This window comes from Chryseobacterium sp. Chry.R1, assembly GCF_039645525.1.
GTDB lineage: Bacteria > Bacteroidota > Bacteroidia > Flavobacteriales > Weeksellaceae > Chryseobacterium > Chryseobacterium proteolyticum.
In genome coordinates this window covers 2,997,945-3,018,757 of sequence record NZ_CP151793.1, presented here as the reverse complement: position 1 = coordinate 3,018,757, position 20,813 = coordinate 2,997,945, and the positions used below count along the sequence as shown (strand labels likewise).

Genomic DNA, 20,813 nt, shown 5'->3' with positions numbered 1-20,813 from the left:
ATTCAATACATTAAATGTATTTATTTTGCCGGTTTAGTCGCCCTGAACTCTATCTTACTAGGTAAAACCCGTGGATTCATTTTTAAAATATCCAACACCAGATTTCCCATATCTTCAGGCTGAATTTTCCATGCATCTTTTTCTGAAACAACATTCCCGTTGAAATTCGTCGCTACAGATCCCGGCATAATGACTGTTGTTTTAATATTATATTTTCTTAGATCTATCATTGCGGCCTGTGTAAAGCCAACAACCCCAAATTTTGAGGCATTATAACCAGTTCCGTTTTCAAAAAAATTAGCTCCTGCCAGACTTGAAATTGTAATATAATATCCTTCCGTCTTCTTTAATTCCTCAACTGAAGCTTTTAACGTATAAAAAGGGCCGGTTAAGTTCGTTTCTATCATAGTATTCCATTCTTCCACAGTAAGTTCATCTACGGGCTTAAATATCCCTAGTCCTGCATTCGCAATTACAAAATCTACTTTTCCAAACTTCTGTACAGTGTATTTTATAGCTTCCTCTTCACTTTCAAGACTTCTCACATCTGAAACAATCCCTAAAACCTGTCCGGAATATGACTGCAATTCTTTTTCTGCTTTCATTACATCTTCTCTTTTACGTCCTGAAAAGGCAACTGATACTCCGTTTTCCAATAAAATCCTGGCAATTCCAAAACCTATCCCCTTGGTTCCTCCTGTTATATAGGCTACTTTATTTTCGATCATACATTTCACTTTAATTCCCTAAAATAAAAAAAACGCTTCAATTGAAGCGTTAATTCTTGCTAAGATTAATCAGTTATTTATTTTTTAATAATTTTTTTAGATATCTTCCCATCTATGGTCTCAATACTGATGATATAAGCACCTGAACCGAGATGCCTTACATCAATTTTATCTCCATCAAATTGCGCATGCATATTTCTTCCGGCAGCATTAAAAATTTCAATTTTAGTTACAGTTGACTTGGATTGTATAGCAACAAAATCAGTTGCAGGATTTGGATAAACCAAAACACTATCGTCCAACACGGAAGCTTCTTTTGTTCCTAATACTCCATTATTTGTAGCTGAAAGTGTATAATTATCAAAAGAAGTGATATGAGCAACCGTATTTCCCGCTCCAACAACAGAAACGAAATCCATTTCAAAAGGATCTACTCCGGGGGCGGCAGGAATGTAGGTAGCCGGAGGACTAGAAACAATACCGCCCGGACTTAACCATGTTACCACCCCTGTAGTTTTATTAAATGTACATTTTAATGTAATCCACGTATTTGCTGGATAGGTATATGTATTAGGCTCCAGATAAAAAAGAATATTACCCGTTACATTTGTCGTAGTATTGGTATAATATGCTATGCCTACAACTCTTTGTGAAGCATAATCATATCCTGCTCCAAGAAGCGTTTTATGGGTCGTGGTATCATAAACTAAAACAGTTCCCCTGCCTGAACCTCCTGTAGCACTTCCTGTATATAAATTAAATTCCAATTTTAAAATATCATTTCCCGGCGTTCTAGCGGCCCAGGCAGCCGGTAAACCGTCTTTCCACATATATCTTGTCCCTGTTGCAGTAGCACTTCCCGTAAGCTGCAAAGATTTATCATGAGAAGCATCGATATTTACAATCTGTGCATCTGAATTAAACCCTCCTGCAAAATCGGTACGAAATCCACCTTGCCCTAAAGTGTTTGGAGTAATAGTAGTTCCGACATTTCCTATGGTATAGGAATTAAAATTATCACCTTGTAAGGACTGAGCATTCCATGTTTGGAATAAACCAAATAAAAATACACTAATAGATAAAACTTTTTTCATAACATAATTTTTTTAGTATTATAACATTAATTTTTTAGTACAAATTCCTTTAGAATCCATATTCATTATTAAGACAACTAAAATCTGAAAAGGTTGCTCATGAAATAAAAAAATAAATCAACCTGGAAAAATCATGATGTGATACGGGTATATCCGCAGACCTCATTTTGTTGATTTTTTCGTGATGACTTATTCTGAGCCTGACCGATTTTATATTACAAAACTATCTTGATACTAAAAGATTACCAATACTAGGAAAAGGGTAATTATTTCTACCTAGTTTTAGGTATTTTTAAAATTAATCAATGAAATATTTTGGCAATAAAAAAACGCTCCGGATTGGAGCGTTTTTTATACTAAAGTTTATTAGTTTTATTCTTTAATGATTTTTTGAACATATACTTTTCCATCACTTGCCTTAACCTTTAAGATATAAGTTCCTTTTGTAAAGCTTGATACGTTTACTTCATTAACATTTTTATTATTAGAAATTGAAGTAATCACTCTTCCATTCATGTCATAAATATCAATTCCTTCAGATTTTAAATTGTTACCAAATCTGAATTTCAAAACATCTTTAACCGGATTTGGAAAAACTTGAAAATCTTGCGAATTTGTAACTTCTGTAACTCCTAGTGTTGTCGTTGTGCCTTCAATAGAAAAAGCCAAACCATTAAGTGCTGCAGTATTTGTTAAGTCAAATAAATCCGTCCAATCAGTTGCTCCCGCTCCAAAAGCATCACTTGGATCAACTAACTTAGCTGGATTCCCATTTATTGTTCCTGCAAACCAATTAAATCGAGGACCTGCCGTATAAGCCGTTAGGTTTGTTTTTGCCGCAAATACTAACCAGTAAACAGTATTAGGTTGTAATACAAGAGGTGTTGATAGCGCAGCTGCCACATCAATATTATAAGTATAATTGGAAGTTCCAGATTTTACCAAGCCATACCCTGGAGCACCTTTAGCAATATTAATAGCTGCTATCGGAGCTACAGCCGGATTGTTAGGAATTCCTGCAGGGCTACCCGCTGAATTAGCATAAATGTATAACATTAAACCAGTTCCAACAGTAGTTTCAAGAGTTCCAGAACTCTGAAAACCAGAAATAGAAATTTTTGTTATTGTACTTTGACTAGCAAGCGTAAAGTCATCAGCAGCTGCAACAAAATTCCCATTGGCGAGCACATCGGCAACAATACCATTAGTTGTAGTTGTAGGTTGAGAGAAAATAACAGTTTGAGCGTTTAGATTCATTACTCCAAGTAATAATCCCAGAATGTAGATTTTTTTCATGATATAATTTTTTAGTTATCACCGTAAAGATATTTCATTTTATTGATTAAAAAAAATTTTATCAAATAAATAAAACAATCAAAAATAATCAATCATATAAATAACAAATAAGATAAATTAATCCACATAATAGTGAAAAATATGTATTTTTTAAAAAAAATAAATCATTAATAAAATAAACCATAAATAACATTTTAATGTAAAAATACCTTAGTGAAAATAAAAAAAATAGGATACCTAGTGGGGTATCCTATTTTTTTGTTTACTGCAATATGTGCAAGCACCTAGCTTCTCATACTGTTCTGTTATTTTGAATAATTTTCAAAAAAGAGCGGAATACTTTCGATTCCTTTATAGAAATTAAACAATCCATAGTGTTCATTAGGCGAGTGAATGGCATCAGAATCCAATCCAAAGCCCATCAATACAGACTTTGCACCTAATACTTTCTCAAACATTGAGGTAATAGGAATACTTCCTCCTCCTCTGTAAGGTAATACCTCTTTTCCAAATGCCGTTTCCATTGCTTGCTTAGCAGCTGCAAATTCCTTGGTATCAGTCGGTAAAACATAAGGCATCCCTCCATGATGCGGAGTTACTTTTACCCTTACTGTATCCGGAGCAATTTTTTCGAAATATCTGGTGAATTTTTCAGTGATTTCTTCCGGAGTCTGATAAGGCACCAAACGCATAGAAATTTTTGCAAAAGCCTTTGAAGGAATAACTGTTTTTGCTCCCTCTCCGGTATAACCACCCCAAATTCCATTACAATCCAATGTTGGGCGGATTGATGTTCTTTCTAAAGTCGTGTATCCTTTTTCTCCTTCTATGTTACCTAATCCGATAGCTCTTTTAAACTCCTCAGGATTATCTTTCAATTTATTCATTTCAGCTCTTTCCTGATCTGAAACAATATCTACATTATCATAAAACCCGTCAATTGTAATATGTCCATCTTCATCGATTAATTTTGCAATCATTCTTGAAAGAACGTGGATTGGATTTGGAACTGCACCTCCATACAATCCGGAGTGCAAATCTCTGTTTGGCCCCTCTACTTCTACCTCTACATAACTTAAACCTCTCAAACCCGTTGTAACAGTTGGCTGCTCATTGCTGTAAATATGAGTATCAGAAATCAGAATGCAATCACAAGCCAATTTTTCTTTATTTTCATTAACAAAATCACCAAGACTTACGGATCCTACTTCTTCTTCTCCTTCTAAAATAAATTTAACATTACAAGGAAGAGTATTGGTTTTCATCATCGCTTCAAATGCCTTTAGATGCATAAAAAACTGTCCTTTATCATCTGCAGAACCTCTGGCAAAAATAGCCCCATCCGGGTGAAGCTCTGTCTTTTCTATATATGGTTCAAAAGGAGGTTTCTTCCATAATTCTAAAGGATCAGCAGGCTGAACATCATAATGACCATATACCAGAACAGTAGGAAGATTTTTATCTAAGATCTTTTCTCCAAAAACAATTGGGTAACCAGCTGTTTGGCATACTTCCACATTATCGGCTCCCGCATTTTTTAAATGTGTTGCACATACTTCTGCACATTTCAATACGTCATCTTTATACGCGGGATCTGCAGAAATAGAAGGAATTCTCAATAACTCAAATAATTCATCCACGAAACGCTGTTTGTTTTCGTTGATGTAATTTAATGTCTCTTGCATTGTAAAAATTTGTTTTGTTAAAATTAAAGAAAATGGTCTGCAGCAGCAAGCAAAAACAAAGAATTTTCCTTTAGCCAATTATTTATTTAGAATCGGCCAATACTACAAACCAAAAACAAAAAATGTCCTGCAACCTGGCAAGACATTTTTATATTTTCTAATAATAATTAGTGTTCAGCTTTAGCTTTTTCAGCTTCTACGGGTTTTGCTGTAGCAGTACTGTCTGTTTTTGGAGCTTCTGTTCCATGTTTTTCAGCAACAGCAGCTTCTTTATGTTCAGCTGTAGCATCATGACCATGAGTTTCTCCACCTTTTTGCACATCATCTGAATATCTTTCTGCTCCCTCTTCTAGCTTTAAAGTATTCTTATTTCCTCCAGCTTGTATTTTTTTACAGCTTACTGCTACACTTGCAATGGCTAAACATATAATTAATTTTTTCATATGTAAGATTTATTTTTTTAAAAGGTCATATGGAATCGCTCTATTTTAGTCTATTCTAAATTATCCCAACAGCCGCGATTTCATGCTTAAATTTTAGATTGCCCAAAATTAAGAAATCCTGCTCCTTTTGACAACATTTTTATACTGATTTTAAAATAATTTTACCTTTTTTGGATTGTGTAAAAATAAGATATCTTTCTCCACCATCCTTCAGGTTGTATTTCTTTTTGATTTCATCTGGTTTCAAAGGATAGTTCTTTGAAATGATATTAAATTGCTCCTTCTTTTTAATCTGCTTATTTCCAATAACTTCCATTTCCATAACTCTTCCCGGAAAGCCTTCAATTTTCTCTGTTGAAGTGTAGATATGAGTGTTGGGATGAAGCTTTTTTAGGGAAAATTTTTCAGATATAAGATTAAACGCACCTGCTTTTAAAATGGAGTTATTTGGCAAATATATAAAACGCTCTGGTTCGGAATATTCTGAATGAACAAATTCTTCATTACCCAATTGAAATACAAAGTCCGACTCTCCACTATCTAAGTTGATACAATGGCACATGACTTTTTCAGGCTCATCATGTGTTAGAAATACGACAACCTCTTTTACCTCATTTTTTAATGCGATAATATCAATTCTTGAAATATTCTTTAATACAGAGAGAAGATATTTTAAATCAATCAGTGGCGATAGTTTTACTACTACCTTATTTGAAATGGATAGTAAATGATCCTGGATTTCAAGAATATTGGGTGAGAGATCTTCTAAAAGAAAAACTTTATTTTTACTACTATCTCTTCTGGCCGGATCCAAATACGTAACATCAAAAACTTCTTTATTCTGCTCAAGAAAATTTTCAAGCCTTAGATTAATAAATTTGGCTTTTTTATTTAAAACCGACCAGTTGTGTTCAACTATTTTTAAAAGTTCAGTATTTTGTTCTACTAAGACTATATCATCAAAATTTTGTGACAGATAGTAGGCATCAATTCCAAAGCCACTGGTAAGGTCAATGAATTTTTTCCCACTTATCAAAGTTGATTTATAAATCGCTGTTTTTTCAGAAGACGATTGTTCCATATTGAGCTGAGGAGGAAATATAATTTCATCACGTAATAAAAAAGGAAATTTCTTTAAAGCAACTTGTCTTCCCTTTATTTGATGAACGATTTCCTGCATGCTAACTTCATCAAATGGCGATTTTTTCAATAATAATGAATGTAAATCTGTAGTCAGATTTGCATTTATAAAATTTTGAACCTCTTTTTTTAATATTTCAACCACAGATTTACCTGATCTACAAAGATGTTTATGTTTAATTTCTTAATATTCTAAATTTCCATTTATTTTTCTAAATATCCTTTTAGCAATGCAATCAGTATTGAAACCAACTAAAATTTAGAGTTTTAAGCCTGTTAATTTCAAGTAGATCGATAGAGAAGAACACTACAGCTTTAAATAATATAAAATTACCTTTTATAAAAGATATAGTCTGTTAATAACGGCTCAATACCGTTTTGTTTTAATAGAGAATTAATCTGCCCTCTGTGATAAGTAGAATGATTGATTGCATGGAAAAGCATTTCAAAGACACTATTTTCAAATTTTGCCCCCTTTGAGTTCTGATATCCTATTCGGTTATCAAGATTAAAATTCTGAACAATCTGAATACTTGTTAAAAAATTCTGGTGATTGATCTCTTCCAGATCTTCAAGTGGATTGACCTGCCAGACTTCGAAAGTTTCTTCTCCCAATATCCTTGCATTCCAGATTTGTTGAGCATTAATCGTATGATTGATTAATGCAATAGTTCTTTCATCTATTTTCGGCGTATAATCTTTAACCAGCTTAATTATTTTCTGATTATAATGATGTGTATATTCAAATAAATCAACTAGCTTATCGATCATAATTCAAACATTTCCGCCCAACGTACAGGCTTTATCTCTTTTTCAGAATACAATTCATCAATTGATCTTTTAGCTTCCAATTTTGGATAAAGATTCACTCCTATTAATTTGATCTTTCCTTCTTCCACCCACTTCTGCTCTTCAATAGCGTGCTGATAGATTTTTTTCTGAATAACTCCCTGTCTGATTAATTCCAGATAGCCACCCCCGTCTTCTATTTCCAAAAACAGACCCCAGGATTTTTCTGCAATTTGTCGTGTGAGATCTTCAACATAATAACTCCCATTGGCAGCATCTTCAAAAACATTAATGATACTTTCGTAAGCCAACACGATCTGTTGCTTGAAAGAAATTTCCTCTGAATTATCCGTACTTCTGCTTACAAGATAATTATTGCTATAAACCGCATCAGCACCACCAATCATTGCTGCGGCAAGCTCCAATGTGGAACGGATAAGATTATTTTCACTATCCGAAACTGCTTTATTTCTTAATGAAGTTTCAACAAAAATATAAGGGATTTCGTTAAGGTTATATTCTTTTGAAAGCTGGTTAAAGATGAGTTTAAATGCTCTTATCTTTGCCATTTCAAAAAAATAATTTCCTCCTACGGCAATTTTAAAAATCAATTTATCCAAGATTTCAGCTCCAAAAACTTCAATAAGTTCTTTCGTTTTTGCTAATGCTATTCCAAGTTGCTGATAAATTGCAGCTCCTGCATTTTGATGAAGAGAAATATCTATACAAATATTTCTTCTGAAATCTTTAGCTAATAGCTCCCTGGCCAGCTGATCATTAATTATTCCATTTTGTTCATTAAATACATCAATCAGCGAAAAGTATTGATCTTCATCCTTTGGGCTGATATGCTCTGCAAGATCTTTATTATTAACGAAAATGGTTTTTCCTTCTAAATTTTCAACATTCTGATTTAAAAGAAATGCAAAAACATCATCTTCCAGACTTTCATGGTACTGGGCAACCAAATGAGTGCTTTCTTCAACTTTGGGAAGATTAACCAAAAGCTGTGGCACAGAATCATAGAAAGGTTTTACTACAATTCCTTCTAAATTTTCTTTTTTCAGAATTGTGTAGATATCTTCTGTTTTAAGTTGCTTTTTTACTAAATTTTCCCAATCAGGAAGGGTATTAATATTTGACATTTAGTGGAAAGTTATAGGATTAAGAGCTTTTATTTTATGAATTTTATTTTTTCGATATTTTAGTGCTATCCACAACAAGAATGAAGATTTCCTCATCAGGTTTTTTCATAAAATAATTTTCTCTTGCGTATTTTTCTTTTTCAGATTTATTATTCATGAGCTTTTTATAAAACGTATCATTTTTTTCATATTCCGTTTTATAATACTGCAATTGTTCCTGGTATTTACTGATCTCACCATTGAGCTCATTAATTACCAGAAATGATGTTTTATCAAAGAAAATCATCCACACTAAAAACAAACAGATAGTAATAAAATACCTGTTTACAATGTATTTCTGAAGCAGTTTAACGACTTCGGATTTCGGTTGGATGTCTTTAATTAATTTATTTGCCATTTTAGTGTTTTCTCAACGAGTTTTTTATCACAGTAGTTAAAAAATCAATCGCTACAGAATTTTGCTTCATATTAGGGATGATAAGATCAGCCTCATTTTTTGAAGGTTCAATAAATTCCTGATGCATTGGCTTTAAAGTAGTTTGATAGCGATGTAAAACTTCACTTAAATCTCTACCTCTTTCCTGGGTATCTCTTCTAATTCTTCTGATCAGCCTCTCATCAGAATCTGCATGAACAAAAACTTTCAAATCAAATTCTTTCAGCAGCTCTTTATTAGTAAGAACTAAAATACCTTCCACAACCAATACATTTTTAGGTTCTACAGTCACGTGGTCTCCGGTTCTGGAATGCGTAACAAAACTATAAATGGGCTGTTCAATGGGCTCATTATTTTTTAAAGCTTTGACGTGTTTTAACATCAGTTCAAAATCTATAGACTTCGGGTGATCATAATTCAAAGCTTCCCTTTCAGCCAATGTAAGATTATGGTTATCATGATAATAATTATCCTGTGACAAGATGTTCATTCCTTCGATATCAAGCTGTTGGAGTATTTTATCCACAACTGTAGTTTTGCCGGATCCAGTTCCTCCTGCAATTCCTATTACAAGCATTCTTTTTGAGTTTCTATATAGTTGGTACAAATATACTATTTTACTTGAATGCAAGTAAAGTAATCCATCTTTAAATTATATGGAAAGCACATACAAATAAAAACACCGGCAATGATGCCGGTGTTTTTGTTATACTATTTCGCTTGTCAGCTCTCTTGAAATCAATTTCTCATGCATAGGCTTCAGTACATCCATAGAGCCTGTTTTTACAGTGCATTTGCCCTTATAATGAATCAGGATCGTACATTGCTCAGCCTGCTCAAATGTATGCTTACAAATTTCCACAAGGCAGTCGATCACATAATCAAAAGTATGTACATCATCATTATGTACAATCAGCTTATACACATCATCCGTTTCTTCCAACACGAGAACTTCTTCCTCGTACTGGCGTTTTGGATTTTCGTAATCCTTTATACTGTTATAAAAAATCATTTTAGAATTATTTAAACTTCCCCTAATTTATCTGCCAAATCATTGATAACATTTGGACCTTCATACACCAATTCTACCAGCTCAACGCTTTTATTATTCATTTTTAGAATTTTAAAATGGTAGTTTTCAATATCAAACTCCTGATTTTCCACAGGAATATCTTCTAATGCGTGGAGAATAAATCCTGCTAATGTATTATATTCGCTTTCTTCAGAAGGAGCCAATTTTTTAGGCAGGAATTCATTAATTTCTTCGAGAGGTTGTGTAGCCTGAACCCAATAGATGTTGTCTCCAATCTTATCAACAATTTTATCTTCGTCATCTTCCTCATCCTGAATTTCTCCCACCAGCTCCTCGAGGATATCTTCAAGTGTTATAATACCTTCGGTACCACCGAATTCATCAATAACAATTGCCAGGTGTTGCTTTTTCTGCTGGAAGATCTTAAGGAGATCGGAAATCTTTTTACTCCCCACTACAAAGAAAGCATCACGCATAAGGGTTTTCAGATCTTCATGATTCAGCTCACCTTTTCTTTTAACAAATTCTCTGATAATCTCCTTTGTATAGAGAATACCGATCACGTTATCAATAGAGTTTATATATACGGGAATTCTGGAATAACCACTATCCATAATTTTATTGATAATATCGTTGATATCTTCCTCAAAATCTATTGATGTAATATTCTGTCGGGGAACCATGATTTGCTTTGCAGAGTGATCTGTAAAATCAAACGCATTCTTAATAATCTCATAGTTTTCCTCTTCTATTTCTCCGCTATCAGCACTTTGTTTTACCAAAAGCTGAAGTTCTTCTGTAGAATGGATTTCCTGCTCAGATGCGGGATGGATTTTCATTAATCTTAAAACCCCGTTCGACATGGAATTCATCAACCAGATAAAAGGTTTGAAAATCGTATAGAAGATCCTCAAAGGAACAGCAGTTGCCATCGTGGTAGCTTCTGATTTTCTGATTGCAATGGATTTAGGAATCAATTCTCCAAACACTATATGCATAATCGTAATAAGAACAAAACTGATGATTAACGATATAGAAGTAACTGAAGCAGCACTTAATTGAAAATTGATAGATATAAAGATATTCTCTACAATATGGTGTAATGCGCTTTCTCCTACCCAACCTAGGGCAAGTGAAGCTAATGTAATTCCTAATTGTGTTGCAGAAAGATATTCATCAAGATGTTTTATGATGTGCTCTGCCTGTTTAGCCATTGAGTCCCCCTCTGCGGCCTTAATTTGAATTTGCGAATAACGAACTTTAACAATTGAAAATTCAGCGGCTACGAAAAAGCCATTAAGTAATACAAGAAACAAGGCTAGCAAAAGCCTGACTATGTCCGAGTCCATTTAGAAAATTATATAAAATTTAGTTTTACAAAGATATAGAAAATAAAAATAACAAAAAAAAGCATCGATATACTCGATGCTTTAATATTTTACTAAATATTTTTCTTATGAATTTTTCAAAGCTTCTGCTCCCGAAACGATCTCAAGGATTTCGTTTGTAATAGCAGCCTGTCTCGCTTTGTTATAGAAGATTACCAAATCATTCTTCAAAGCCTGGGCATTATCTGTTGCTTTATGCATCGCAGTCATTCTAGCTCCATGCTCAGATGCTACTGAATCTAAAACAGCTTTGAAAACCTGAGTTTTTATAGATTTTGGAATAAGGTTATCCAAAATTTCATTCTTGTTAGGTTCAAAGATATAATCTGTTTCTACTTGTGGTTCAGTAGTTTCAGGCATCAGGATAGGAAGAAGTTGCTCTTTGGTTACTTCCTGAGTAGCAGCATTAATGAATTTATTATAAATTAAATAAATCTCATCAAATTTACCCTCCTTAAAGCTGTTCATAACCCCTTCTGTAAGGTTAGAAACTGCATCAAAGTTCAAATTATCAAAAACGGCACTTTCATTAGCATATACAGTACGGCTTCTTCTTACAGCATCATATGCTTTTTTACCGATTGTAAGAACTTCAATATCGTATTGAGAATTATTCTGAAACTGAATATTAAGCTCTTTTACAATAGATGAGTTAAATGCACCGGCAAGACCTCTGTTTGACGTTACAGCGATAAAAAGCACTCTTTTAACCTCTCTCTTTTGAGCATATATAGAAACCTGATCAGGATCTGAACTAGAGTTTACATTCTGAATGATTTCTTGTAGTTTCTCGGAATAAGGTCTTAACATCACGATTGCATCCTGTGCTTTTTTAAGTTTCGCAGCAGAAACCATTTTCATAGCACGTGTAATTTGCATCGTAGATGAAATTGAACTGATTCTTCCTCGTATTTCTTTTAAGTTTGCCATATTGGGTTAGTTGTTGGTTGTCGGTTGTTGGTTGCTAGTTTTAGAAATTTCTGTCAACTATCAACCAAAAACCATCAACTAATTTTTTAATTATATTTTGAAGCTAGATCGTTAGCAGCTTGCTTAAGAACGTCTGTAATTTCGTTATCAATTTTTCCAGATTTAATAGCAGCCATCGTTTCAGGATGCTTAGATCTTAAGAAAGCGATATATTCCGCCTGGAATTCTTTCACTTTTCTGATAGGAACGTTTCTTAACAAGTTCTCAGTACCTGCATAGATCATTGCTACCTGGCTGTCTACCGGAAGTGGAGAGTTAACCGGCTGCTTAAGAAGCTCCACGTTTCTTTCCCCTTTAGAGATTACAGCTAAAGTAGATGCATCTAAGTCAGAACCAAATTTAGCGAACGCTTCTAGTTCTTTATATTGAGCCTGGTCAAGTTTCAATGTACCAGACACTTTTTTCATTGATTTAATCTGAGCGTTACCCCCTACCCTTGATACGGAGATACCTACGTTAATTGCAGGACGAACCCCTGAGTTGAATAGATCAGATTCAAGGAAAATCTGTCCGTCTGTAATTGAAATTACGTTAGTAGGAATATATGCAGAAACGTCACCAGCCTGAGTTTCGATAATAGGAAGTGCAGTTAATGAACCACCCCCTTTAACCAAAGGCTTCAAAGATTCAGGTAGGTCATTCATCTGGCTTGCGATATTGTCATCAGCGATCACCTTTGCAGCTCTTTCCAATAATCTTGAGTGAAGGTAGAAAACGTCTCCAGGATAAGCTTCACGTCCCGGTGGTCTTCTCAATAGAAGAGAAAGCTCACGGTAAGCAACAGCTTGTTTAGACAAGTCATCATAAACGATAAGAGCTGGTCTACCTGTATCTCTGAAATACTCACCGATAGAAGCACCTGCCATAGCAGAATACACCTGCATTGGAACAGGGTCTGATGCATTAGCGGCAACAATTACAGTATAAGCTAAAGCTCCTTTATCAGAAAGAGTTTTAACGATCTGAGCTACTGTAGATGCTTTTTGTCCAATTGCAACATATATACAATATACAGGTTTCCCTGCATCAAAAAATTCTTTTTGGTTGATGATCGTATCAATAGCAACAGTCGTTTTACCTGTTTGTCTGTCACCAATGATAAGCTCTCTTTGTCCTCTTCCTACAGGGATCATAGAGTCGATCGCAACGATACCTGTTTGTAGAGGCTCAGTTACAGGCTGTCTGAAGATAACTCCAGGAGCTTTTCTTTCCAATGGCATTTCGTATAAATCCCCTGTAATAGGACCTTTACCATCGATAGGGTTACCAAGAGTATCAACTACTCTTCCTAGCATACCTTCCCCTACTTTAATTGAAGAAATTCTGTTTGTTCTTCTTACTGTATCACCTTCTTTTACTAATTTACTTTCTCCTAAAAGTGCAACCCCTACGTTGTCCTCTTCAAGGTTAAGTACAATACCTTCTACATCACTAGAAAATTTAACCAACTCTCCGTATTGTACGTTTTCTAACCCGTATACACGAGCAATACCATCACCGATGGTTAAAACTGTACCTACTTCCTCAACGTTAGATTGAGTGTCGAAGTTGGCCAATTGTTGTTTTAAGATCGCAGATACTTCTGCCGGATTTATTTCTGCCATTGTATGGTTGTTTTTGTCTTAATTTAATTGAAAATCTTTTTTAACCTGATTAAGTTTGCTTTTAACAGATGCATCGATCTGCTGGTCTCCTACTCTTAAAATATAACCCCCTAAAATCTTAGGATTTACATTAACCTTCAAATCAAAATTTGAAGTATTTTTTACCAGGTTTGTAGATCCTAAGATCTGATCAATATTTTCTTTTGAAAGCTCAGTAGCAGTAGTTAAAGTGATTCTCTGTACACCATTAACATCTTCTACTTTATTGATAAATTCCTGAGCGATATTCTTCAACTGGCTTTCACGACCTTGTCTGATAACCAATTTGATTAAATTCTGCGAAGAAAGTGACAAACCTTTGAAAATCTCATCAGCTACTTCTATTTTCTTTTTAGCATCAATGTAAGGTGTAAGGAAAAACTTGTTCAGATCCGCAGATACTGACATCAGCTTTACCACATCTTTCATTTCAGAAAATACAGTAGCCGTTTGCCCTGTTTCATTAGTAAAATCAAGCAAACCCTGTGCGTATCTTTTAGCTACTTTAGATGTAAGCATTATTAGTTAAGGTTAGATTTGTTTAAATAATTTTGAACCAACTCGTTCTGAGCTTCGTTGTTATCTAATTTTTGTTTTAAGATAGACTCAGCGATATTTACAGATAAAGCACCAATTTGAGTTTTAATATCTGCCATTGCAGCATTTTTCTCTGTCTCAATAGTTTGTTTAGCTGCTTCAATCATTTTATCTCCTTCAGCTTTAGCAACATCTTTAGCCTCTCCTACAATTCTATCTTTAATTTCTCTTGCTTCTTTCAGGATAGCATCTCTTTCAATTTTAGCTTCACGAATGATTCTTTCGTTATCAGCTTTAAGATCTTCCATTTCTTTTTTAGCCAATTTAGCTTGATTTAATGCGTCAACAATAGAAGTTTCTCTGTCATTTACTGCATTAACGATTGGTTTCCAAGCGAATTTTGCTAAAAGAAACAACAGGATAACAAAAGTAAGCGTCATCCAAAACAAAAGTCCAATTCCAGGTTCAATAATTCCCATATCTGTAAATTCTTTTTTTAATGTGATAATTTTATGGATATCTTTTTAAAATTCTTAGCAGCAGCCAACCGCTTCACTGCTAAGAATATTCTCTTTTGAGGATAAATTACTTGATGAAAGCACCAAAGATGATCGCGATAAGACCAGCACCTTCAATAAGACCAGCAGCAATAAGCATTGCTCCTTGAATCTTACCAGCTTGTTCTGGTTGTCTAGCGATAGCATCCATTGCATGTCCACCGATTTTACCGATACCAAGACCTACTCCTAGTACTGCTAAACCGATTCCTACGTAAACTAATCCTGTTCCAGTTGATAAATCCATAATAAATAAATTATATTAGTTAAAATTATTTTAAAAATAATGCTCTATTAATGAGCGTGTTCTTCATGACCATGTTCGTGCTCATGTTCTGCTACAGCAATACCGATAAATAGTGCTGATAATACTGTAAATATATATGCTTGTAATGCCGCAACTAATAATTCCAATACGGAAACAAATAATGCTAATGGCACAGATGCAAATCCTAAGAATGGTGATTTGAAGATAAAGATCAAGGATATAATTGCCAAGATCATAATGTGACCTGCTGTAATGTTAGCGAAAAGTCGCATCATTAAAGCAAACGGCTTTGTAAAAATTCCGATGATCTCAATTGGAATCATAATCGGATATAACAATAATGGAACTGGTGGCATAAAAATATGTTTCCAGTAATCTTTGTTTGCACTAAACACTGTTATTAATAATGTGATAATAGCTAAAACCGCAGTAACTGCAATGTTACCAGTAAGGTTTGATCCACCAGGGAAGAAAGGAATTAATCCAAAAAGGTTATTAAACCAGATGAAGAAAAATGCTGTTAATAGATAAGGCATATATCTTTTATACTTCACCGATCCAATATTCGGAATTGCAACTTCATCTCTGATAAATACAATTACCGGCTCCATTATTTTCCCAAAACCTGTCGGAAGCTGAGATTTCTTATAGTTCCTTGCCATTCCAATGAATATTACCAGCATAAAAATCACTGATAAGAACATTGACGCTGTATTTTTAGTAATGGAAAGATCAAAGTAAACATTATCTGATTTTTGTTTCCCACCTATTAACGCAAACAAAGTTGCTTTTTCAATTCCTTTAGTAGAAACCACTTGTCCCTCTTCTAATGTATACCCATCATGTTCATGACCGTGAGCGATCTTGTTAGAAAGGAAAGTATGCCATCCTTCATTATCTTTAATAATTACAGGTAATGGAATTGAAACGTGATGTTCTTCCCCATTATCGTCTTTGGTAGTCCATAAATGCCATTCATTAGAATCACCAATATGCTCCATGATCATTTTGGTAGCATTAAAACCGCCTTTAGCTTCTTTGCTTTCTACTTTTTCAGCTACTTTTTCACCCTCAGACTCATGCTGAGCACTAGCTAAAGTGCTAATAAACACAAATAAAAATGCGAAAAATAATGAAGAAATCTTTCTGTTCATATCTCTTTTTTAATCGTGTGCAAATATATTGATTTTATTAAACTTTACCAATATTAAAAATTGATTTTTATCATCAAAAAAATCAAGATTTGTTAATCTGTTTTATTATAACAAAGTACATGAAGAATGAGGATATCACAAAGCAAATAACAAGGAAGACAAAATTGCTTTTGGTTTTATCAATTAAAAACATAGAAATAGTAAACCACAAAATATCTTTAGAAATATTTAACCAGAGAAATCTCATGGCTGTGTTATCCTTATTGTAAAGATATTTTTTAAATACTATATATACTATGAAATTAAAGACTATTATTAAAAATACGATAATTAAACTATTCCAAATATTCATTTTGCAAAAATAAAATTATTAAAATAACAAAAAGCAGTCTTTCTTATTTTCATAATACATAAATAAAAACACAAAAAAACAATCGATATCCCAATAAGAAAGTAAAAATTATTAACAAATAAAAACAATTAACAATGAAAAATTACCAAAAACATATTTATATATATTTTTTTAATAGATTTATCCCATCTCTTTTCTATAAGGCTAGAGTGTCTGTTATTTGGACGGAATTAAATAACTATCGATAAAATTCCTTGATATAAAAAATGGAATATTTTTAATACACATATTATGAAATTTAAATTCGATTTGAAATCAGATGCAAAAAAAATGGAAAGATATTCTGATTTATTGCAAGACAAATTCTTAAAAAGAGAAGTAAGCAAAACAATTAAAGGTGGAAATTCTAATCCTAACGAATCTTTTGAGCCAGAATGGTCAAACAATTGGTCAAATCTATCCTGGAGTAATGCTTGGAGAAATGGTATTAGCTGATAAAATTATATCATTATAAGGTCTGTTTCTAACAGACCTTTTAATTATAAAAAAGAAGAGATGGAAGTTAAAATAGTTGTATTAAAAATTGTAAGTAGATGTAATTTAAATTGTTCTTACTGTTATATGTATAATTTAGGTGATAAAACTTATAAAAATCAACCTAAAGTGATGAGCAAAGAAACAATTGAAAATATTTATAATAGAATCATTGAGCATTGTGAAGAACATAATATTAAAAATTTTGGAATCATTTTACATGGTGGAGAGCCATTGTTAGCAGGGCAAAAATACATCGAAGACTTCGTAAATATCGGAAATAGAATGGCTAGAGGCAAGGTACACTTCAGATACAATCTTCAAACCAACGGAATCTTACTTAATGAAGATATTGTGAATTCTCTTGAAAAATTAAGGGTTCACATTGGTGTAAGCCTTGATGGACCTAAGGAGGTAAATGACAAATATAGGTTTTATCATAATAGTAAGGGATCTTATGATGATGTAATAAAAGGTATAAAAGTTTTGCTTAACAATAAATCATATAAGGAGCGCACAGGATTATTATCAGTAATGAATATAGATTCTGATCCTATTGAAACATATGATCATATCAAAAGCATGGAAGTAAAAGGGGGTGACTTTCTATTTCCTTATGGCACATACGACAACCCTCCTTTAGGGAAAACTGAAAGCACAGAAAATACATATTATGCTGACTGGCTTATTAACATCTTTGATACATGGTATAACGAGGATGAAACAACAAGACCATCTATTCGACTATTTGGAGATATTACAACTTCAATATTAGGAAATGATATTATGGCAGATTACTTGGGAAATAAAAATAATGAAGTACTTGTAATTGAAACCGATGGAACAATGGAGGCCGTAGATGGTTTAAAATCTTGTGGAAATGGCTTTACGAAAACAGGTGCCAATGTTAGCTCTTCTTCTATAAACCAAGCCCTAGACACACCTTTAGCCAAACTTTACCATTATAGTCACAAGCATTTATGTAAAAAATGCAGATCATGCCCTATTAATGAAACATGTGGTGGTGGGGATTTAGCCAACAGATATTCTTCCAAAAGTGGCTTTGACAATCCGTCTATATACTGTTCAGACCTAGAAAAACTCATCTCGCATATTCAAAATAGAATAATAGACCGATTACCAAAACAACTTGTAGAAGAAGCCGAAATAGAAAAATTAACTCCTGAAAAAATACAACAAATCAGAAATCAAAATATCGTTAAAGATAATACAATTGATACGGATGAACTATTAAGTCATTTTTATAAAAAAGCTTAGCATTTATATATCTAGCATAAATGAGAATTTTAAAATTAATTCCTTATTTTTGCAGACTATAATTTATAACACATATGTTTAATAGTTTACAGGATAAATTAGACAAGGCGCTTCATAATATTTCCGGACGTGGAAAAATTACGGAAATCAATGTTGCGGAAACCGTAAAAGAAATTCGTAGAGCATTGGTAGATGCCGATGTTAATTATAAAGTAGCAAAGGATCTCACTAAAAGAGTTCAGGATAAGGCTTTAGGACAAAACGTTCTCACTTCTCTTACTCCGGGTCAATTGATGACTAAAATTGTTCACGATGAGCTGGTAGATCTAATGGGGGGATCCCAGGAAGGTATTAATCTTTCGGGTAAACCTACGATAATCCTTATTGCAGGTCTTCAGGGTTCCGGTAAAACTACATTTTCCGGAAAACTTGCCAATTATTTACATACTAAAAAGAATAAAAAACCTTTATTGGTAGCGTGTGATGTTTATCGTCCCGCTGCAATCGATCAGTTAAAAGTACTGGGCAGCCAGATCGGGGTTCCTGTTTATACAGAAGAAGGAGCTACCAATCCGTCTACCATTGCTGAAAATGCTATCAAGTTTGCAAAAGAAAAAAACCATGATGTTGTAATTGTGGATACTGCAGGACGTTTGGCGATTGATGAGCAAATGATGAATGAGATCAAATCTGTTCATTATTTCATCAAGCCTCATGAAACATTGTTCGTTGTAGACTCTATGACGGGTCAGGATGCTGTAAATACTGCAAAAGCATTCAATGATGCATTAAATTTTGACGGTGTTGTTCTTACCAAATTAGACGGTGATACAAGAGGGGGTGCTGCTTTAACGATCCGTTCTGTAGTTGAAAAACCGATTAAATTCATTTCCACAGGGGAAAAAATGGAAGCTCTAGATCTTTTCTACCCGGAAAGGATGGCGGACAGGATTTTGGGAATGGGAGACGTTGTTTCCTTAGTAGAAAGAGCTCAGGAACAATTCGATGAAGAAGAAGCTAAAAAACTTCATAAAAAAATTGCTAAAAACGAGTTTGGTTTTGACGATTTCCTAAAGCAGATCAATCAGATCAAGAAGATGGGTAATATGAAAGACCTGATGGGAATGATCCCTGGGGTGGGAAAAGCTATTAAGGATGTTGAAATCAGTGATGATGCATTTAAACACATTGAAGCAATTATCTACTCCATGACTCCGGAAGAAAGAAGAAGACCTTCTATTATCAATACGCAAAGAAAACAAAGAATTGCAAAAGGCGCAGGAAGAAAGATTGAAGATGTAAACCAATTGATGAAACAATTTGATCAAATGGGTAAAATGATGAAGATGATGCAGGGACCTCAGGGTAAACAAATGATGCAGATGATGAGTAAAATGCCTAATATGCCTGGAATGGGCGGAATGTTTGGAAAATAGGAATCCATGAATCAATATAAAAACCGGCTCAATTGAGCCGGTTTTATTTTTTAGTCTGACTGATTATTATTTATCAGATTTCTGAGATTTTGATTTAATGAAGTAAGAAAAACCAATATTAACTCCAAAAGTTTTAACGTTAGTTTTTACATCGGTATTCATAATTGTTTCTTTATTAGAAAACTGATCATATGAAACCCCTAAATTAACCCCTAAAGATTGTGTCGCCATGTACGTTACTCCTCCTTTTACCTTCCATGCCAAACCATCTGTAGTAGTATCAGATGAAACTGAACCATCACCAAAATTTCCTTCACCTGTATTTTTAACAGACGAATATCCGATCCCTGCTCCAAGGAAAGGAACAAACTTGCTATCATTAACAAAGTAATAAGTAGCAGTTGGCATTACAGAAAAATTATTGGTTTTAGATTTGATTCCCTGATATTTTGTTGTGGCACTCATAAAACCTAAGTCAATTCCAACGGCTAACTTATCAATTACAAAATACCCCACTGAAGGAGATACAGAAAAAGTGCTCACTTTAGGCCCATCTATCGATTCTCCGCCAGCTTTAATTGTTGTAGTAATGTTGTTAAATCCTAAACCAGTGTTTCCACTGATCACCCAGTCTCCTTTACTCATCTGAGCGTTCGATAATCCAAAAAGTGCAACAGCACCAGTTAGTAATAGTTTTTTCATAGTTATTAAAATTTAATTTATACAGGGTTCTATTTGTGGAAATAGAACTCATTATTAGTTATCATTTGATATAAAAAGTTACAAGCGGCAAATTTAACATAAATTTATCATTTATTTAATATTTAATTAAACAATATTATAATCTCTTTTACACCATTGTTTTCAGGAATTTAAAGCGATAAAAA

22 protein-coding genes are annotated in these 20,813 nt (G+C 33.6%); 3 read left to right on the top strand and 19 right to left on the bottom strand.

Annotation, left to right across the window (positions count from 1 at the left end; translation table 11 throughout):
- Window positions 1-20: 20 nt before the first annotated feature.
- The 18 genes from AAEU33_RS13660 to atpB all read right to left on the bottom strand — a co-directional run bounded on the left by AAEU33_RS13660 (window position 21) and on the right by atpB (window position 16,326).
- Entirely contained in the window at window positions 21-728 is a 708-nt protein-coding gene (locus tag AAEU33_RS13660) for an SDR family oxidoreductase (RefSeq protein WP_345988071.1), read from the bottom strand.
- Window positions 729-805: 77 nt separating this feature from the next.
- Window positions 806-1,822, bottom strand: a complete 1,017-nt coding sequence (locus tag AAEU33_RS13655; protein WP_345988069.1) for a T9SS type A sorting domain-containing protein — start codon at window positions 1,820-1,822, stop codon at window positions 806-808.
- 372 nt (window positions 1,823-2,194) lie between these two features.
- Window positions 2,195-3,118, bottom strand: coding sequence for a T9SS type A sorting domain-containing protein (locus AAEU33_RS13650; RefSeq protein WP_172278472.1), 924 nt, complete (start codon window positions 3,116-3,118; stop codon window positions 2,195-2,197).
- 305 nt (window positions 3,119-3,423) lie between these two features.
- Window positions 3,424-4,803 carry a dipeptidase gene (locus tag AAEU33_RS13645; RefSeq protein ID WP_172278474.1) on the bottom strand — a complete coding sequence of 460 codons (1,380 nt, stop codon included), beginning with the start codon at window positions 4,801-4,803 and terminating at the stop codon, window positions 3,424-3,426.
- A gap of 167 nt (window positions 4,804-4,970) precedes the next feature.
- A complete protein-coding gene (locus tag AAEU33_RS13640) occupies window positions 4,971-5,246 on the bottom strand; it encodes a hypothetical protein (RefSeq protein WP_345988067.1) in 276 nt (91 codons plus the stop codon).
- Between the two features lie 139 nt (window positions 5,247-5,385).
- Window positions 5,386-6,456 (bottom strand): RsmD family RNA methyltransferase, encoded by a 1,071-nt coding sequence (locus AAEU33_RS13635; protein ID WP_345988066.1) that lies wholly within the window; start codon window positions 6,454-6,456, stop codon window positions 5,386-5,388.
- A gap of 260 nt (window positions 6,457-6,716) precedes the next feature.
- Entirely contained in the window at window positions 6,717-7,157 is a 441-nt protein-coding gene (locus AAEU33_RS13630; protein WP_345988064.1) for a DinB family protein, read from the bottom strand.
- On the bottom strand, window positions 7,154-8,320 hold the full coding sequence (locus AAEU33_RS13625; RefSeq protein WP_345988062.1) for a methylmalonyl-CoA mutase family protein: 1,167 nt from the start codon (window positions 8,318-8,320) through the stop codon (window positions 7,154-7,156). The genes AAEU33_RS13630 and AAEU33_RS13625 overlap by 4 nt, the downstream gene beginning before the upstream one ends.
- A gap of 43 nt (window positions 8,321-8,363) precedes the next feature.
- Window positions 8,364-8,717, bottom strand: a complete 354-nt coding sequence (locus AAEU33_RS13620) for a septum formation initiator family protein (protein ID WP_172278484.1) — start codon at window positions 8,715-8,717, stop codon at window positions 8,364-8,366.
- 1 nt (window position 8,718) lies between these two features.
- Complete coding sequence (udk, locus tag AAEU33_RS13615) at window positions 8,719-9,333, bottom strand: uridine kinase (protein ID WP_273648198.1); 615 nt, start codon at window positions 9,331-9,333, stop codon at window positions 8,719-8,721.
- A 129-nt stretch (window positions 9,334-9,462) separates the two neighbouring features.
- Window positions 9,463-9,768: an ATP-dependent Clp protease adaptor ClpS gene (locus tag AAEU33_RS13610; RefSeq protein WP_172278488.1), complete on the bottom strand. Its 306-nt coding sequence runs from the start codon at window positions 9,766-9,768 to the stop codon at window positions 9,463-9,465.
- Between the two features lie 11 nt (window positions 9,769-9,779).
- Complete coding sequence (locus tag AAEU33_RS13605) at window positions 9,780-11,138, bottom strand: hemolysin family protein (protein WP_172278490.1); 1,359 nt, start codon at window positions 11,136-11,138, stop codon at window positions 9,780-9,782.
- A gap of 105 nt (window positions 11,139-11,243) precedes the next feature.
- A complete protein-coding gene (gene atpG, locus AAEU33_RS13600) occupies window positions 11,244-12,107 on the bottom strand; it encodes an ATP synthase F1 subunit gamma (protein ID WP_172278492.1) in 864 nt (287 codons plus the stop codon).
- 86 nt (window positions 12,108-12,193) lie between these two features.
- Window positions 12,194-13,771, bottom strand: coding sequence for a F0F1 ATP synthase subunit alpha (atpA, locus tag AAEU33_RS13595; protein ID WP_172278494.1), 1,578 nt, complete (start codon window positions 13,769-13,771; stop codon window positions 12,194-12,196).
- 18 nt (window positions 13,772-13,789) lie between these two features.
- Window positions 13,790-14,329: an ATP synthase F1 subunit delta gene (gene atpH, locus AAEU33_RS13590; RefSeq protein WP_345988060.1), complete on the bottom strand. Its 540-nt coding sequence runs from the start codon at window positions 14,327-14,329 to the stop codon at window positions 13,790-13,792.
- A 2-nt stretch (window positions 14,330-14,331) separates the two neighbouring features.
- On the bottom strand, window positions 14,332-14,826 hold the full coding sequence (locus tag AAEU33_RS13585) for a F0F1 ATP synthase subunit B (protein ID WP_172278498.1): 495 nt from the start codon (window positions 14,824-14,826) through the stop codon (window positions 14,332-14,334).
- Window positions 14,827-14,932: 106 nt separating this feature from the next.
- On the bottom strand, window positions 14,933-15,151 hold the full coding sequence (locus AAEU33_RS13580) for an ATP synthase F0 subunit C (protein ID WP_034681712.1): 219 nt from the start codon (window positions 15,149-15,151) through the stop codon (window positions 14,933-14,935).
- Between the two features lie 47 nt (window positions 15,152-15,198).
- Window positions 15,199-16,326 (bottom strand): F0F1 ATP synthase subunit A, encoded by a 1,128-nt coding sequence (gene atpB / locus AAEU33_RS13575; RefSeq protein WP_345988058.1) that lies wholly within the window; start codon window positions 16,324-16,326, stop codon window positions 15,199-15,201.
- A gap of 643 nt (window positions 16,327-16,969) precedes the next feature.
- Between atpB and AAEU33_RS13570 the strand changes: the two genes are divergently transcribed.
- The 3 genes from AAEU33_RS13570 to ffh all read left to right on the top strand — a co-directional run bounded on the left by AAEU33_RS13570 (window position 16,970) and on the right by ffh (window position 19,926).
- Complete coding sequence (locus tag AAEU33_RS13570) at window positions 16,970-17,173, top strand: hypothetical protein (protein WP_345988056.1); 204 nt, start codon at window positions 16,970-16,972, stop codon at window positions 17,171-17,173.
- A gap of 60 nt (window positions 17,174-17,233) precedes the next feature.
- Window positions 17,234-18,490, top strand: a complete 1,257-nt coding sequence (locus tag AAEU33_RS13565; RefSeq protein WP_345988054.1) for a radical SAM protein — start codon at window positions 17,234-17,236, stop codon at window positions 18,488-18,490.
- Between the two features lie 74 nt (window positions 18,491-18,564).
- Window positions 18,565-19,926, top strand: coding sequence for a signal recognition particle protein (ffh, locus tag AAEU33_RS13560; RefSeq protein ID WP_172278502.1), 1,362 nt, complete (start codon window positions 18,565-18,567; stop codon window positions 19,924-19,926).
- Between the two features lie 66 nt (window positions 19,927-19,992).
- Here ffh and AAEU33_RS13555 read toward each other — a convergent pair whose 3' ends face one another.
- Window positions 19,993-20,628, bottom strand: a complete 636-nt coding sequence (locus tag AAEU33_RS13555; RefSeq protein ID WP_345988052.1) for an OmpW family outer membrane protein — start codon at window positions 20,626-20,628, stop codon at window positions 19,993-19,995.
- Window positions 20,629-20,813: the final 185 nt, after the last annotated feature.

Bases quoted from the DNA above. Each gene is read 5' to 3' on its own strand.
- atpB (WP_345988058.1), bottom strand. From the start codon at position 16,326: ATGAACAGAAAGATTTCTTCATTATTTTTCGCATTTTTATTTGTGTTT.
- AAEU33_RS13655 (WP_345988069.1), bottom strand. From the start codon at position 1,822: ATGAAAAAAGTTTTATCTATTAGTGTATTTTTATTTGGTTTATTCCAA.
- AAEU33_RS13570 (WP_345988056.1), top strand. From the start codon at position 16,970: ATGAAATTTAAATTCGATTTGAAATCAGATGCAAAAAAAATGGAAAGA.
- AAEU33_RS13650 (WP_172278472.1), bottom strand. From the start codon at position 3,118: ATGAAAAAAATCTACATTCTGGGATTATTACTTGGAGTAATGAATCTA.
- AAEU33_RS13660 (WP_345988071.1), bottom strand. From the start codon at position 728: ATGATCGAAAATAAAGTAGCCTATATAACAGGAGGAACCAAGGGGATA.
- AAEU33_RS13585 (WP_172278498.1), bottom strand. From the start codon at position 14,826: ATGGGAATTATTGAACCTGGAATTGGACTTTTGTTTTGGATGACGCTT.
- AAEU33_RS13625 (WP_345988062.1), bottom strand. From the start codon at position 8,320: ATGTCAAATATTAATACCCTTCCTGATTGGGAAAATTTAGTAAAAAAG.
- AAEU33_RS13630 (WP_345988064.1), bottom strand. From the start codon at position 7,157: ATGATCGATAAGCTAGTTGATTTATTTGAATATACACATCATTATAAT.
- AAEU33_RS13645 (WP_172278474.1), bottom strand. From the start codon at position 4,803: ATGCAAGAGACATTAAATTACATCAACGAAAACAAACAGCGTTTCGTG.
- ffh (WP_172278502.1), top strand. From the start codon at position 18,565: ATGTTTAATAGTTTACAGGATAAATTAGACAAGGCGCTTCATAATATT.
- AAEU33_RS13580 (WP_034681712.1), bottom strand. From the start codon at position 15,151: ATGGATTTATCAACTGGAACAGGATTAGTTTACGTAGGAATCGGTTTA.
- AAEU33_RS13640 (WP_345988067.1), bottom strand. From the start codon at position 5,246: ATGAAAAAATTAATTATATGTTTAGCCATTGCAAGTGTAGCAGTAAGC.
- AAEU33_RS13565 (WP_345988054.1), top strand. From the start codon at position 17,234: ATGGAAGTTAAAATAGTTGTATTAAAAATTGTAAGTAGATGTAATTTA.
- AAEU33_RS13610 (WP_172278488.1), bottom strand. From the start codon at position 9,768: ATGATTTTTTATAACAGTATAAAGGATTACGAAAATCCAAAACGCCAG.
- udk (WP_273648198.1), bottom strand. From the start codon at position 9,333: ATGCTTGTAATAGGAATTGCAGGAGGAACTGGATCCGGCAAAACTACA.
- AAEU33_RS13605 (WP_172278490.1), bottom strand. From the start codon at position 11,138: ATGGACTCGGACATAGTCAGGCTTTTGCTAGCCTTGTTTCTTGTATTA.
- AAEU33_RS13620 (WP_172278484.1), bottom strand. From the start codon at position 8,717: ATGGCAAATAAATTAATTAAAGACATCCAACCGAAATCCGAAGTCGTT.
- atpG (WP_172278492.1), bottom strand. From the start codon at position 12,107: ATGGCAAACTTAAAAGAAATACGAGGAAGAATCAGTTCAATTTCATCT.
- AAEU33_RS13555 (WP_345988052.1), bottom strand. From the start codon at position 20,628: ATGAAAAAACTATTACTAACTGGTGCTGTTGCACTTTTTGGATTATCG.
- atpA (WP_172278494.1), bottom strand. From the start codon at position 13,771: ATGGCAGAAATAAATCCGGCAGAAGTATCTGCGATCTTAAAACAACAA.
- atpH (WP_345988060.1), bottom strand. From the start codon at position 14,329: ATGCTTACATCTAAAGTAGCTAAAAGATACGCACAGGGTTTGCTTGAT.